This window comes from Porphyromonas sp. HMSC077F02, from assembly GCF_001815465.1.
In the GTDB taxonomy this organism is placed as follows: domain Bacteria; phylum Bacteroidota; class Bacteroidia; order Bacteroidales; family Porphyromonadaceae; genus Porphyromonas_A; species Porphyromonas_A somerae.
This window is the reverse complement of the sequence record NZ_KV820624.1, coordinates 13,413-27,734: the sequence shown is the minus strand read 5'-3', so window position 1 is coordinate 27,734 and position 14,322 is coordinate 13,413. Positions and strand designations below refer to the sequence as shown.

The following is a 14,322-nucleotide window of genomic DNA, read 5'->3' as shown; positions in this document are numbered from 1 at the left end:
TGTGCGAGAATGGCACTTCGTGCAACATTCTCTTATACATTTACTCCTAATGCGTAACCCCTGCAAGCATTGGAGTTATGCCTCTGCAACTGTGATATTTTTTGTAGCTTTGCTTTTAGATGTTAAATTAATGAATATACAAGAGATGAGAGTTCAACTAAAACTAGTGGTAGCGGTACTTTTTCTATCGCTCTTTTCTGTAGCTAAGGCACAGACTCAGGTGGAGTATCACCATATTGTAGGTAAGTATTTTTATGAGGAGCTGAAGGAGGGGCATCTTCCAGCCAATTTGGTGACGATCCAGCATCTATCCTCGGATAAGTGGGGTAGCAACTTCTTATTCGTGGATATGAATATGGGGGATGGTAACCTGCAAAATGCTTATACTCAGATACACCGCTATACGAAGTTTTGGAAGGCACCAATCTATATCCTTACCCAGTATAATGGGGGATTGGCAAGAGGAAGCGAGACCGCTTTCAATCACTCTTACCTCGGTGGTGTGGCATGGAAGTATAGCAATGTGGCACGCCAGACTTACTTCGGAGTCAATATGGCGTATCGCTATGACCAAGGGTGGGCGAAGCCTCACAATATGACCCTCCATACCACTTGGAGCTGGACCAGCTGGAACCGTGTCTTTACACTCTGTGGCTTTGGCACCCTAAGCACTCAAAACCTTGAGGGGGTGAAGAGTGGGGTAAATTTCCTTGCAGAGCCTCAGTTTTGGGTAAATCTCAATCAGTTTGTCGGTGTCCACGATGACTTTAATTTGAGCCTTGGTACAGAGGTGAAGGTCTCCTACAGTATGCTGGCTCCAGATAAGTTCTACGTGCTTCCAACCGTGGGTCTTAAGTGGACTTTTAAGTAATCAATTGGGCATAGTGCCTATTAAGTTGGATCGTAAGTATTTGGTTTATGTCGAAGCGTGAAAAGCGCTTATTGCGTGTACATACGGAGGGGCTAGCCTTTTTGGTGGGAGCGACCGTGCTCTTTGGACTCTCATTGGTGTTCCTCTATATCCTTGTAGAGTCGAAGGTGCCTTTTTGGATTTGGCTGGTTTGTGTAGTGATCTTGCTAGGGCTCTCCTTTAACTTTTATCGATTCCCAAAGCGTAAGCAGCAGTCTACCGACCCTCGTGCGGTGCTGGCGGCTACTGATGGTAAGATCGTGGTGATAGAGCGTGTCTATGAGCCCGAAATCCTTAAGTGCGATTGTATTCAGATTTCTACCTTTATGACCATCTTCAATGTGCATGCTCAGTGGTTTCCAATTGCTGGTAAGGTGACCTATCTTGACCACCATAATGGACGCTTTATGAGTGCCAACCTACCTAAGAGTAGTGTGGAGAATGAGCGGAGTACCATTTTGATCCAGACGGAGCACGGGCAGCAGGTACTGGTGCGTCAGATAGCTGGTGCAGTGGCAAGGCGTATCATCACTTATGCCGAGGTGGGCGAGCGGTACGAGACGGATGAGCCACTTGGCTTCATCAAGTTCGGTTCGCGGGTGGATCTCTTCCTACCACTGGGGAGTGAGGTCAAGGTGGAGCTTGGTCAGGTGGTTTGGGGTAATGAGACACTGATGGCGGTCTTGCCTAAGGTGGATCAGAGCCAAAGCTAATGTGTATATCAGTAGATCATGAAGATTCGTAAGCATATCCCCAATCTCATCAGCCTAGGCAATGCCTTTTTTGGCACCTTGGCGACCTACTATGCCCTGAAGTATGGCGACCTATTTACGGCGATTATCTTTATGCTTTTGGCGGCGGTGATGGACTTCTTTGATGGCTTTACCGCGAGAAAGCTCCAAGCTTTCTCACCTCTGGGCAAGGATATTGACTCGCTTTGCGATGTGATCTCCTTCGGGGTGGCGCCCTCTATGATGATGACGGTGGCACTCGAGGCGATCAATTTCCCTCTACCAGAGCTGGCTCTGGTGGTGGTTCCTGCCTCGGTCTATCGACTGGCAAAGTTTAATCACGATACGCGCCAGACGGTCTCTTTTATTGGGCTTCCTACACCAGCTAATGCACTTTTCCTTGCTGGGCTCGCCTATTATACTTTGACGAATGCCAGTGTGATTAGTACCGTGCCCCTGACTATTAAGTACAAGGTCTATCCTCTTTATGGGATTGTGGTATTGCTCCTCTCCTACCTATTGATCTCGGAGATCCCTATGTTTTCCCTTAAGGGTTCTACCACCATGAGTAGAGCTGGACACCTGACTCGTATAGGAGTGGTCGTGGCAGTGGCGATAGTAGGGGTGATCCTGTGGAGCTTTAGTGGTCTGGCACTGGCACTGGGGCTTTATTTGCTCATTAATCTATGGGATCACTTTAAGAAGATGATCCCTTAACTATCCGCAGAACTTTATCTGAACTATTTCATCAACTCCCAAAAATATCTTTAACTATGAAACTGAGACATCTATCCTTTTATCTAATTGCCTGCTTGCTCTTTGCTTGCGGAAAGGAGTCGAAGAGCTATGAGGAGCTACTGACTCCTCTGTATACTCCTGAATATGCTACTGGTTTTACTATCTATTCGATTGAAGGGCAGGAGAGTACGATCATCAGAATTACCAACCCTTGGCAGGGAGCTAGTGGAGTGGTGATGGATACCTATGTGGAGCGAAATGGAGAGAAAGCACCTGAAGGTTTTACCGGTCAGGTGGTGAAGGCGGGTGCAGAACGATTGGTGGCACTATCAACTACGCATGTGGGGATGCTGGAGTACCTCGGCTATGAGCGGAGAGTGGTGGGTGTTAGTGGGCTGCAGTATCTGATTAATGATTATCTTACCGACCCTAAGAATGGGGTGGTAGACTTAGGTGAGCAGATACAGTATGAAACCCTTGTGGGGTTGAGTCCCGATGTGGTCTTTTGCTACGGAGTCTCTGATGCCGAAACCCTTATGACTGATAAGTTGGAGGAGCTGGGGATACCTTATATATATAGTGGTGCTTATTTGGAGCCTTCTGCTTTGGGAAAGAGTGAGTGGGTGATAATGTTTGCCGAGATTCTTGACCAACGAGAGAAGGGAATCACGGGCTTCCAACAGATAGTGCATAACTATCAAGAGGCATTGGCTATTGCTGCCAATGTGCCTGAGGAGGAGCGACCTCGGGTGATGCTTAATACTCCATTCAACGATGTGTGGGTGTTGCCTGCGACGCAGAGTGTGACCGCTTCGCTCATCAGAGATGCAGGGGCTATCCCTGAGACTGGCGAGAAAGAGGCTGGAGATGTATCGCATATTGGTATGGAGGAGGCGTTGGAAAAACTCTCTAAGGCTGATTACTGGATTGGACTTGGCATGGCAACCAGCTACAAAGAGCTCCCTGAGGTATTGCGGACGCATGCCAAGGAGATCCGCCCCATCCAATTGGATCATCTCTACAATAATAATGCGATTATCTCTGAGGCTGGTGGTACAGCCTATTATCAAGAAGGGATTGTTCGTCCCGACCTGATCCTTAAAGACTTAATAGAGATCTTTCACCCGGAGCTTCAGGAGCATACTCTTTACTTTTACCGTCATATAGCTGTGGAGTGATGTCTAGGCGAGAGGCTTACTTTGTGGTACTTATCCTGCTACTGTTGCTATTCTTTATTGGCGACTTTTTGGTGGGGGATGTGCTATATGCTCCTAGCAAGGTGATACAGGCTTTTCTAGGAGGTGGTAATGAAGGGGTAGGGTATATCATCACCAAGGTGAGGCTCACGCGGGTATTGGTGGCTTTGATCGTTGGGATTTCTCTACCGGTCTGTGGGTTGATGATGCAGACGATGTTTGAAAACCCTCTTGCCGATCCCTATATCTTGGGGGTTAGTTCGGGTACTAGCCTTGGTGTGGCACTCTTTATGCTGGGCGTTCCACTGCTAGGGAGTGCGGTGCCACAGTGGGTACTGGACTTTGGTGTCCTAGGTGCTGGATGGCTGGGTGCCCTTCTTGTGCTTTTTCTGATCCTGATGCTGAGCCGTAAGATAGCCAATATCTTTGGGGTGCTGGTGGTCGGCGTGATGCTGAGCTATATTGTCTCCTCTATCATTCAGATACTCCAGTACTATTCGAGTGCGGAGCAGCTCAAGCTCTACACGCTTTGGAGTCTTGGTTCTTTTTCAAGTATTACTCGTAGCCATCTGCAGTTATTGATTCCTGTGATGGTGGTGGGGCTTATGCTTTCCTTCCTCTCTATCAAGTCGCTCAATCTGCAATTGCTGGGTGACGAGTATGCTCAAACGATGGGCATGAATCGAAAGCGGACACGTATGATGGTTTTTGGTGCTACTACGTTGATGGCTGGTACGGTGACGACTTACTGCGGCCCGATTGGTTTTATTGGTCTGGCGATGCCTCATGCCACACGCTATATCTTTCGCACTTCCGATCATGCGGTTTTGCTCCCTGCTACAATGCTTATGGGTGGAATTGCTATGCTACTCTGCGATATGATTGCTAAGTGGCTAGTGATACCGATTAACTCGGTTACGGCTTTATTGGGTATTCCTATTATTCTAAAGGTGGTCTTTAGCCAATTATCCAAGCGATGAAGGTAGAGCTGAAAGAGGTCTCGGTGGGGTATCAAACTCCTTTGGTCGAGGGTGCCAATGCGCTATTGGAGAGTGGCGACCTTGTGGCATTATTGGGAAGAAATGGTGCGGGTAAGAGTACGCTTTTAAGACATCTTGCTGGTCTGCTCCCCCTGCTATCGGGGACAGTGCTAGTGGGTGGGCAACCTATCCATCAGCTGAGTGAGTCGCAACGAGCTAGGCTGATGAGTGTCGTGACCACCCGAAGAAGTAGAGCGCCTCAACTGACCGCTTTTGAGGTGGTGGGCTTGGGGAGAAGTCCTTACACGAATAGAATGGGGCGCCTCTCTAATCATGATAGAGCGGTGGTGGAGGAGTCGCTGGAACTAGTGGGTATCTCCCATCTTGCCCATAGGTATGTGAGCCAGATCAGTGATGGGGAAAATCAACGAGTGATGATTGCAAGGGCTTTAGCCCAAGATACGCCAGTTATCCTGCTAGATGAGCCAACGGCTTTTCTCGACCTGCCTAACCGGTACGACCTAGCGCTACTTCTTAAGAGGCTCTCTTCGGAGCGGCAAAAGGTGATCGTCTTTAGTACTCATGATTTGGATGTTGCTCTACAGCTCTGCAACCGAATTATGCTGATCCACGATCAACAACTGACTACCCTTCCCACTCCTGAGATGAAGGAGAGCCAATATATCCAGCAACTCTTTAGCTCGGACCAAATCGATTTTGACCCTCAGACGGGAGCGGTACATATCCGCCTATAGATTAGATGCTTTGCTCAAAGTAGATCTCCGTTAAACGATGGTTCCTTATATTGTGTAATATACGCACCAAATGATTAAAGATATAATTTGTGTTTATGATAATTATTCCTTACATTTGCACTAAGTGTGTAGTGAAAATCGTTTTATAGATATATCTAGCTTATGAAAAAACTATTGTTAACGTTACAAGTTACAGCTCTAATCTTAGGATTATGCTTTGGGTGTAAAGAGAAAGATAACAAAGTTCCTCCAACACCAACGCCTGAGATTGAGGAAGACCTTCTCTCTGGTACCTATGTTCCCTCATTTGAGAGAGTTGTTGCTTCTTTTGTGATAGAGGACGGTAAGAAGGAGGAGAAAGACCACACAATGGAAGCCGTCAAAGAGATGTGGGGCGAACGTGCTGAATTCGGCATACCTGCTTCAATAACCATAGACAAAGACTCGTTATTTATAGACAAACGTTACGGACTTGTAGAAAAGATGAAGGTTGTCAATTCAAATGCCAATCAGCTACAACAAGTTTTTGAAGACAAAACGAGTCAGATCCCTATCACTGTAAATATAAATGCGAATGGTGAGTTGGAGTTGCCTGTAACTTTCTTCCATATCGTTTACACGGAGAACTATAGACAGTTTCTCGCTCAAGGAACGAGTTACACTATGCGTGATGAGTCCGAACTTCCTAAGTATGAGACTGGTTCGTTTTATTGGACTCATATTATTGTTTCATTCAAGAAAGAGACTTCAGGTAATTAATATAGCTATGAAAAGAATTAGGTTTAGAAAATTCATAACGTATGTCGTTTGCACTTTGGGTGCAGTTGCTTTGTTACCTCAAAGAAGTGAGGGGGCAGTGGTTAATGCTAGCTATGATGGTGAATGGTTTATTAAAATACTAGACCCAGAGAATATTTTTGTAGGGGGTCTAATTGAACTAAATGATCTCAATAAAAGAGTGCCACGTATGGTGCCAAATCCTCGCCCTCCAATGGTGACCATCGGAGGACCAATCTTTGGAGATATTGTGGAAAAAAAACTACTTGCGAATAAGGAGGATATGCAAAGCTATCAGAAATATATAGGTGAAAAATATGGTAGCCAAAGCAAGCATACAATTATGCGTTTTATTGCTGGTGGTTATAAAGAGGATAGCTTCAACTTCATACACTATAAATATGGACAAATAGTTGATCTAAAGCGTTTTTTTGCGATAAATCAATTATTGCCTCCCCATAAGACTGTTTATTATTATGAGATTCGAAGATGGTTTTATGATTTCGCTGGATTGTTCTTTGTGTATGAAAACAGTGAAACTAATCCTGTTGAATGGAACGATCAGTTAGGAGTTGTAGAGCGTGTAATCTATGGTCGTGACGTTATTTTTTTGGTTTTTAGTAATCAAGAGGAGCTAGAGGTTAAGTTAGCGCTTGAGGGGGCAATTAAACACGGCTTTAATAAGCTTGATAATAAATCAAAGGCACTTCTCTATACTTCTGAAATACGAGTGAATAATAATGGAAAAGCGAAAGTATTGGATCACTCCCCCCTTATTAATCCTATTGACATTATAATGGAGTATTGCGATACCCCTATTACAAAGGAGGATTATGGAGTTCCAGTCTATATGACATTGTTTAGATTTGATGGGCATCGGACAACGTTTTTGAATGATTTTAGTAAGGATTTGCCAAAGTTATAGTTTGAGTATTCACAAAAAAGGGCGGTAGAAACTCTACCGCCCTATGCATAATATAGACACGCGTCATTAGTGCCAAGGGTCCTCGTCTAGCATCCGACCGCCAGCATTGTCATCAACCTCTTCGTCGGTTTCCTCTTTGTAGTAGAGGGTGTCCTCATCAAAGTCTATGCCCGAGAGTGTAAGGTGCATATTCTGCTGTACCAAGGGGCTGACATCGTGGAAGTTATTGACCGTGATGCTATGCCAGATGAGGTCCTTTAGTTCTTGAACCCTCTTGCCAGTGACTGCGGAGAAAAAGACATGCTCAACCCCTTCAGGAAGTGTTGGCATTAGTAGTTCTTGAAGCTCCTCATCAATAAGATCGGCTTTGGAGATGCCTAGGATCTTATTCTTTGCCATCAGCTCAGGATTGTATTGCTGAAGCTCATTGAGTAGGATCTGGTACTCCTTTGCAATATCCGCAGTGTCGGCGGGGATGATGAATAGGAGCACGGAGTTACGCTCAATATGCCTTAGGAAGCGAAGACCTAGTCCTCTTCCCTCTGAAGCACCTTCGATAATACCGGGGATATCGGCCATCACAAAGGAGCGGCCATCACGATAATTGACAATCCCGAGATTGGGCTCAAGAGTGGTAAATGGGTAGTCGGCAATCTTTGGCTTAGCAGCAGAGACGATGGATAGTAGGGTGGACTTGCCCGCATTGGGGAAGCCTACCAATCCTACATCGGCCAGCATCTTGAGCTGCATCACTACGGTCATTTCCCTACTTGGCTGCCCTGGCTGTGCATAGCGAGGGGCTTGGTTGGTGGCAGTGGCAAAGTTGGTGTTGCCTAGTCCACCCATACCTCCCTCTAGTAGCATAATCACCTCATCGTGTTCGCGTACCTCGCAGATGTAGTCACCCGTATCGGCATCATAAACCACAGTACCCAGTGGCACATCTATATAGACGTCCTTGCCATCCTTGCCGGTACTATTTTTGGCGCCACCATGTGCACCATCAGTGGCAAAGATATGTCGGTCGTACCGTAGGTGGATTAGTGTCCAGTAGTTTCGGTTACCCCGAATGTATACGTGGCCACCACGTCCGCCATTTCCACCATCGGGGCCTCCTTTGGGAACAAACTTCTCGCGTCGGAAGTGTGAAGACCCAGCGCCTCCTCTGCCTGATCGGCAGACGAGCTTTACATAGTCCACGAAGTTGGATTCGGCCATTGTATTATAAGCTTAATTGTTTGACTTTTTAATGAATTGGTCTATCCCTCTGATCAGATTTGCAGTTACCTCATCAATAGCTCCCACACCATCTATCTCAATCATTGGGCTATGACTCTCTTTGAAAAACTGGATCACAGGCTCAGATTGCTCGTGGTAAACTTTGAATCTACCACGAATAGTCTCTTCATGATCATCACTTCGACCAGAAACCTTGCCGCGCTCCAGTAGTCGCTCTAGTAGTTCCTCCTCCTCTACATCCAATGCGACAAGGAGTGGAATTGGCCATTGGCGGGCATTGAATTCCTTTACTAACTCCTCTGCCTGATGGTAAGTGCGAGGGAAGCCATCAAGGATTAGTCCCTTTTTGCCATCCATTTGGTTGATGTGCTTAAAAAGCAAGTCGAGTATCAAGTGGTCGGGCACCAACTTCCCCACCGATATTAGAGCTTCAATATCCTGGCTCAATTCCGTACCCTTTGCCACCTCTTCCCGGAGTAGGTCGCCGGTGGAGATGTGTTCTAGCCCATAGTGCTCGGCTAGCAACTCACTTTGAGTGCCTTTTCCAGAGCCTGGAGGACCAAATAATAACAAGTTTAGCATAATGCTTTGATTGATTTAAATGAAGATATCTAGTTTATTTCTTGAGGACGTAGATGTCTCTTAGCATACGCCCTCCACCATTGTAGTCTAGCCCACAACCAACGATGAAATCATTAGGAATCTCACGACCCACATACTCAGCCGGTAGAGCACAATCAGCTAGTGCACCAGGCTTGGAGAGCATGGCAGCTACGTGTACCTCTTTTGCCCCTCGCTCCATATAGAGCTTTCGCAACTCGGTGACGGTGAATCCAGTATCTACTAGATCTTCAAGGATGATGACCACCCTTCCCTCTACAGAGATATTTGGCTTCATGATCTCATTGAGGGTACCCGTTGAGCAGAGCCCCGCATATGAGGAGTATTTGGCAAAGGCAATGTCGAACTCACAATCGAGCTGACGAGCCAGCTCAGCGGTAAACATAAATGCACCATTGAGGATAGAGACAAACAGTGGGTTGGACGCCCCGTGATCTCTCATGATCTCCTGAGCCATTCGTGCCACCTCAGGTTGTAACTCTTCCTCTGATAGGTAGGGGATGAATTGTAATCCGCCTACCTCAACACTCTCTTTCATCTCAATATATATTTAGCAAATACATAACATATCAAAGTGCAAATGTAACCAAATTATAGCTACTATTAGGTCGATTGAGAAATAAAATGTACAGTGGATATTTAATTTTCACTGAATTCGCATTGATAGCTAAAAATATTGGGGTTACTTCTTGCTACAACTATTTATTTTATGTAGATTTGCTAAGAGTTGCACAGATATTTGATTGTTCACTTCATTTGAGAGTTCTGAAATACGCATGAGCAGTGCTTACGACCAGCTTATTGAGCTGGAGTTACGGGTCGCTACACTGATACGGAAGTATGGTGAGATGCGAAATGCACTTGAAATGAAACGCCAGGAGTGTGATGCTTTACTGGCTAAGCAGAAAGCTCAGGAGGAGAAAATTAGAAGACTGGAGCAAAGTCTGTCTATCGCTACAGTGGTCACTACTCCATCCTCTGAAGGAAGAAAAGCTTTGGAAGGCTTGGGAAAAGAGCTGGATGATATCACTAAGGTGATAGACGAATGTATTACTCTGCTGGATGGTCGGATTGAGTAATTGTAGGATAGGTAACAATGCCCTTAGGGGCAAAATATAAATGCTATATGGGCGATAAGGCCGAGCATAATACCACTAGCGTTTGGGATATTAATCTCCGTGTGGGAGGTGTTAGGATGACCCTCTCTATACCAAGGTCGCCCGAGTATGAGCAGTCTCTAAGGAGAGCGGCTGATGAGGTGAATGCTGTCATTGAGCGCTATCGGGTGGAGATGCCACACGTTGCTAGAGAACAGCTCCTGAGTTATGTAGCACTAGATATTGCTAATGAGCTTCAGCGGCTTCGAAAGGAGCAAAGTGAGCTAAAGCTTGAGGAGCGTCTGAATCGTCTCAATAGCTCCCTAGAGGAGTCTATCTAGCTTGGACGGAGCGAGAAGTGTTGTTACCTACTGCCACAATTCGAAAGGCATAAAAGCAGGTTTTGTGGATATATTAGTAGTGGAATAAAATGCAGATAATCATCGCAGTGGTGATTGCACTTGCCGTATTGGCTATTGGCGGTGTAATCCTTTGGAAAAACATTTGGAAGACGCTCACAGAACGAGCTAAGGAGGAGAAGAATAGCTATATTGAACAGGCTAAGGAAGATATAGAGATACTCCGTAAGGATCGGCTCTTGGAGGTGAAGGAGCAGGCTCTACAGAAACGCACTGAGCTAGAGCAGGAGATATCGGCGTGGAAGAGCAAGGTGCAGAGCGCTGATGCTCGTATTCAAAGCCAAGATACTAAACTAAAAAATAGAGAGCAACAACTCAATAAGCAGCAGAGTGATCTGAATGCGAAAGCATCGGAGGTGGCGAAGCTAGAGACACAGTTGCAACAACAGATGCTAGGCACAGAGCAGCAGCAAGAGGAGCTCTCCAAGATGAAACTAGAGGCGGAAAAGAAGCTGGAGCAGATCTGTGGTCTTTCCGCAGAGGATGCCAAGGCTCAGTTGGTAGAGAGTATTCGTGATGAAGCTCGTGCAAGTGCCGCTGCCTATGTCAATGAGATTGTAGAGGAGGCTCGGATGACTGCTAATCAGGAGGCTAAAAAGCTGGTGGTAAAGAGTATTCAGCGTATTGCCACTGAGACTGCGATTGAGAATGCCGTGACAGTTTTCCATATCGAAAATGATGAGATGAAGGGTCGTATCATCGGGAGAGAGGGGCGTAATATACGTGCTCTTGAAGCCGCCACAGGGGTGGAGGTAATTGTAGATGATACTCCTGAGGCGATTGTATTGAGTTGCTTTGACCCTGTTCGTCGAGAGATTGCTCGCTTGACTCTTTATCAGCTTGTTCAGGACGGGCGTATCCACCCAGCACGTATTGAAGAGGTGGCTGCCAAGGTAAAGAGCCAGATTGAGGATGAGATTATCGAGACTGGTAAGCGTACGTTGATTGACCTCGGCATCCATGGTATGCACCCCGAGTTGGTTCGTCTTGTTGGTAAGATGAAGTATCGCTCTAGCTATGGCCAGAATCTACTTCAGCACGCTAGGGAGACTGCCAATCTTTGTGCCGTGATGGCTAGTGAAATTGGGCTGAATCCGAAGAAGGCAATGCGTGCCGGACTGTTGCATGATATTGGCAAGGTGAGCGATGAGGAGCCTGAGCTACCTCACGCTATCTTGGGTATGAAGCTTTGTGAGAAGTACAAGGAGAAGCCTGATGTATGTAATGCCGTCGGTTCGCACCACGAAGAGGTGGAGATGGAGACACTGATTGCTCCTATTGTACAAGCGTGTGACGCTATTAGTGGTGCAAGACCAGGAGCAAGGCGTGAGATTGCCGAAGCGTATGTAAAGCGTCTCAATGACCTTGAGAAATTGGCGCTATCTTATCCAGGTGTAATTAAGACTTATGCTATCCAAGCAGGTCGTGAGCTTCGTGTGATTGTAGGGGCGGATAAGATGGATGATGGGCAGGTACAGCAGTTATCGGGAGAGATCGCTCAGAGAATTCAGGATGAGATGACCTATCCAGGACAAGTGAAGATTACTGTGATACGCGAGACAAGGGCAGTTGCCTTTGCAAAGTGATGCTAGTAAAAACTAGTTTTCCTATATACTTAGGGCTGTGTCAAAGCTTATTGACACAGCCCTTTTCTTTGATTACTTGATTTAATAACCCATTATATTGGGTTGGCAAAACTTTCAGTGCAATTGCTAGTCGATATATAGCTATATTTGGTTATCTTTGTGTGAATATAGCGACAACTACATTTAGACGCAGAAACAATATGCTATTAAATATGATGAAATCCAAGATCCACCGTGTGAGAGTGACGGATGCCAATCTCAACTATGTTGGTAGTATTACGGTGGATCTTGACCTGATGGAGGCAGCCCACCTTTTGCCTAATGAAAAGGTACAGGTGGTGAACAACAATAATGGGGCTCGAATAGAGACTTATGTAATAGAAGGCGAAAGAGGAAGTGGCGTGATATGCCTTAATGGAGCTGCGGCTCGCCATTTTCAGCCTGGAGATATTGCACTGATAATATCTTATGCATTGATGACGGAGGAAGAGGCTAGCTCATATAAGCCTGTGGTAATTTTCCCAGATACAGAAACGAATAAACTGATATAATAAGATGAAGTATACAAGTATAGAAACAAAGCTGAGCAATGCACTTTGCGACGTACTTAATTCCCTTTATGGGGTGTCTGAGAGCTCTGTGTCGGTAGCTCCGACAAGAAAGGAGTTTGAGGGTGATTATACCTTTGTAGTATTTCCTTACCTGCGTCAGAGTAAGAAAGCTCCTGAGGCAACTGCTACTGAAGTGGGCAATGCACTTGTGGAGAAGTTCGGCACTATCTGCAAGGGATATAACGTGGTGAAAGGTTTTTTGAATATTGAGCTTCAACCTGCTCTCTTCGCTAGCCAGATAGAGGAGATGAAAAAGGTGGAGAACTATGGCTTTGAGGAGGTCACTAATGATTCACCTCTTTACATGGTGGAGTATTCATCGCCAAACACCAATAAACCACTTCATCTTGGGCATATCCGAAATAATCTGCTTGGTTATAGCATCTCAAAGATATTGGAGGCCAATGGCAAGCGGGTGGTGAAGACAAATATTGTCAATGACCGAGGCATCCATATCTGCAAGTCTATGTTGGCATGGCAGAAGTGGGGCAATGGTGAGACGCCAGAAAGCTCTCATTTGAAGGGCGACCACCTAGTAGGTAATTACTATGTGCTATTTGATAAGCACTATAAAGCAGAGCTAAAGGAGCTTGAAGCAAAGGGGCTTACTCCTGAAGAAGCGGAGCGAGAGAGCACCCTTATGCAGGAGGCTAGAGCAATGCTCAAGAAATGGGAGGCAGGTGATGAAGAGGTGCGTGCCCTTTGGAAGAATATGAATACCTGGGTGTATAACGGCTTTGATGAAACCTATCGCAGGCTAGGGGTAGACTTTGATAAGATCTATTATGAGAGTGATACCTATCTAGTCGGTAAGCGGGAGGTGCTAAGGGGTCTCGATGAGGGGCTTTTTGTGAAAGATCCTGATGGATCGGTTTGGGCTGACCTAACACCAGAGGGCTACGACCGGAAGATACTCTTGCGTGCGGATGGTACCTCTGTCTACATCACTCAAGACATTGGAACTGCCAAGCTAAGGTATGAAGACTATCCTATCGACCAAATGATCTACGTGGTAGGTAACGAGCAGGACTATCACTTCCAGGTGCTTTCTATCATTCTTGATAAGTTAGGCTATTCCTTTGGAAAGGACTTGAAGCACTTTTCCTATGGAATGGTGGAGCTTCCAGATGGCAAGATGAAAAGCCGTGAAGGTACTGTAGTGGATGCAGATGACCTAATGGATCGGATGATTGATACCGCTTTAGAGGCATCTGAAGGTCAAGGACGGGCAGTTGATATGTCGGAGGAGGAGCGACAGGAGATGGCTCGCAAGGTGGGTCTTGGTGCTTTGAAGTATTTCTTGCTGAAGGTAGAGCCACGTAAGAATATGCTCTTCGATCCTAAGGAGTCCATTGACTTCAATGGTAATACTGGTCCATTCATACAGTATACTTATGCTCGTATTCAGAGCATCATGCGTAAGGCAGAGGGTATGGATTTTCATGCTACACAACAGGTGGCAGAGCTCTTGCCTAAAGAGGTGGAGCTGGTGAAGCGACTCAATGAATTTGGTGAGGTAGTAAAGCAGGCGGGTGCGGAGCTTAACCCAAGTCTAATTGCCAGCTATGCTTATGACCTGGGTAAGCAATTCAACCAGTTTTATCACGATCACTCCATTCTCAATGAGCCTGATGAAGCTATTAGGCATCAGAGATTATTGCTCTCCTATCTTACAAGTGAAGTATTGAAGAATGCCGTAGGGTTACTAGGTATAGAGATGCCTGAAAGGATGTGATA

Annotated in this window: 16 protein-coding genes; 13 read left to right on the top strand and 3 right to left on the bottom strand. The window is 45.9% G+C overall.

What is annotated here, in order from left to right; all coding sequences use genetic code 11:
* Positions 1–145: 145 nt before the first annotated feature.
* The 8 genes from HMPREF3027_RS00360 to HMPREF3027_RS00325 all read left to right on the top strand — a co-directional run bounded on the left by HMPREF3027_RS00360 (position 146) and on the right by HMPREF3027_RS00325 (position 7,012).
* Complete coding sequence (locus HMPREF3027_RS00360; RefSeq protein ID WP_246830492.1) at positions 146–871, top strand: DUF5020 family protein; 726 nt, start codon at positions 146–148, stop codon at positions 869–871.
* Between the two features lie 71 nt (positions 872–942).
* Positions 943–1,623, top strand: a complete 681-nt coding sequence (locus tag HMPREF3027_RS00355) for a phosphatidylserine decarboxylase family protein (protein WP_070706316.1) — start codon at positions 943–945, stop codon at positions 1,621–1,623.
* 18 nt (positions 1,624–1,641) lie between these two features.
* Positions 1,642–2,358 carry a CDP-diacylglycerol--serine O-phosphatidyltransferase gene (gene pssA / locus HMPREF3027_RS00350; protein ID WP_070706312.1) on the top strand — a complete coding sequence of 239 codons (717 nt, stop codon included), beginning with the start codon at positions 1,642–1,644 and terminating at the stop codon, positions 2,356–2,358.
* 56 nt (positions 2,359–2,414) lie between these two features.
* Positions 2,415–3,557: an ABC transporter substrate-binding protein gene (locus HMPREF3027_RS00345; RefSeq protein ID WP_070706311.1), complete on the top strand. Its 1,143-nt coding sequence runs from the start codon at positions 2,415–2,417 to the stop codon at positions 3,555–3,557.
* Complete coding sequence (locus HMPREF3027_RS00340) at positions 3,557–4,555, top strand: FecCD family ABC transporter permease (protein WP_070706310.1); 999 nt, start codon at positions 3,557–3,559, stop codon at positions 4,553–4,555. Before HMPREF3027_RS00345 ends, HMPREF3027_RS00340 begins: the two co-directional genes overlap by 1 nt.
* Positions 4,552–5,310, top strand: a complete 759-nt coding sequence (locus tag HMPREF3027_RS00335) for an ABC transporter ATP-binding protein (RefSeq protein WP_070706309.1) — start codon at positions 4,552–4,554, stop codon at positions 5,308–5,310. Before HMPREF3027_RS00340 ends, HMPREF3027_RS00335 begins: the two co-directional genes overlap by 4 nt.
* 162 nt (positions 5,311–5,472) lie before the next feature.
* A complete protein-coding gene (locus HMPREF3027_RS00330) occupies positions 5,473–6,069 on the top strand; it encodes a hypothetical protein (RefSeq protein ID WP_070706308.1) in 597 nt (198 codons plus the stop codon).
* A gap of 7 nt (positions 6,070–6,076) precedes the next feature.
* On the top strand, positions 6,077–7,012 hold the full coding sequence (locus tag HMPREF3027_RS00325; RefSeq protein ID WP_070706307.1) for a hypothetical protein: 936 nt from the start codon (positions 6,077–6,079) through the stop codon (positions 7,010–7,012).
* A 66-nt stretch (positions 7,013–7,078) separates the two neighbouring features.
* On the opposite strand, the gene obgE is transcribed toward HMPREF3027_RS00325, so the two are convergent.
* From obgE to HMPREF3027_RS00310, 3 genes are read right to left on the bottom strand one after another with little or no spacing between them, the layout of a single operon-like run.
* On the bottom strand, positions 7,079–8,230 hold the full coding sequence (obgE, locus tag HMPREF3027_RS00320) for a GTPase ObgE (RefSeq protein WP_070706306.1): 1,152 nt from the start codon (positions 8,228–8,230) through the stop codon (positions 7,079–7,081).
* Positions 8,231–8,242: 12 nt separating this feature from the next.
* The gene (locus HMPREF3027_RS00315; protein ID WP_070706305.1) at positions 8,243–8,833 is read right to left on the bottom strand and encodes an adenylate kinase; all 591 of its coding nucleotides are present in this window, start codon (positions 8,831–8,833) and stop codon (positions 8,243–8,245) included.
* 34 nt (positions 8,834–8,867) lie between these two features.
* Complete coding sequence (locus tag HMPREF3027_RS00310; protein WP_018028923.1) at positions 8,868–9,410, bottom strand: phosphoribosyltransferase; 543 nt, start codon at positions 9,408–9,410, stop codon at positions 8,868–8,870.
* Positions 9,411–9,648: 238 nt separating this feature from the next.
* On the opposite strand from HMPREF3027_RS00310, the gene HMPREF3027_RS00305 reads away from it, so the two are divergent.
* From HMPREF3027_RS00305 to argS, 5 genes are all read left to right on the top strand, one after another.
* Complete coding sequence (locus HMPREF3027_RS00305; RefSeq protein WP_018028922.1) at positions 9,649–9,951, top strand: hypothetical protein; 303 nt, start codon at positions 9,649–9,651, stop codon at positions 9,949–9,951.
* 47 nt (positions 9,952–9,998) lie between these two features.
* On the top strand, positions 9,999–10,310 hold the full coding sequence (locus HMPREF3027_RS00300) for a cell division protein ZapA (RefSeq protein ID WP_021902742.1): 312 nt from the start codon (positions 9,999–10,001) through the stop codon (positions 10,308–10,310).
* Positions 10,311–10,399: 89 nt separating this feature from the next.
* Positions 10,400–11,974, top strand: a complete 1,575-nt coding sequence (gene rny, locus HMPREF3027_RS00295) for a ribonuclease Y (RefSeq protein ID WP_141756198.1) — start codon at positions 10,400–10,402, stop codon at positions 11,972–11,974.
* A gap of 200 nt (positions 11,975–12,174) precedes the next feature.
* Positions 12,175–12,525, top strand: a complete 351-nt coding sequence (gene panD, locus HMPREF3027_RS00290) for an aspartate 1-decarboxylase (RefSeq protein WP_070706304.1) — start codon at positions 12,175–12,177, stop codon at positions 12,523–12,525.
* Between the two features lie 4 nt (positions 12,526–12,529).
* Complete coding sequence (gene argS, locus HMPREF3027_RS00285) at positions 12,530–14,320, top strand: arginine--tRNA ligase (RefSeq protein ID WP_070706303.1); 1,791 nt, start codon at positions 12,530–12,532, stop codon at positions 14,318–14,320.
* Positions 14,321–14,322 lie beyond the last annotated feature (2 nt).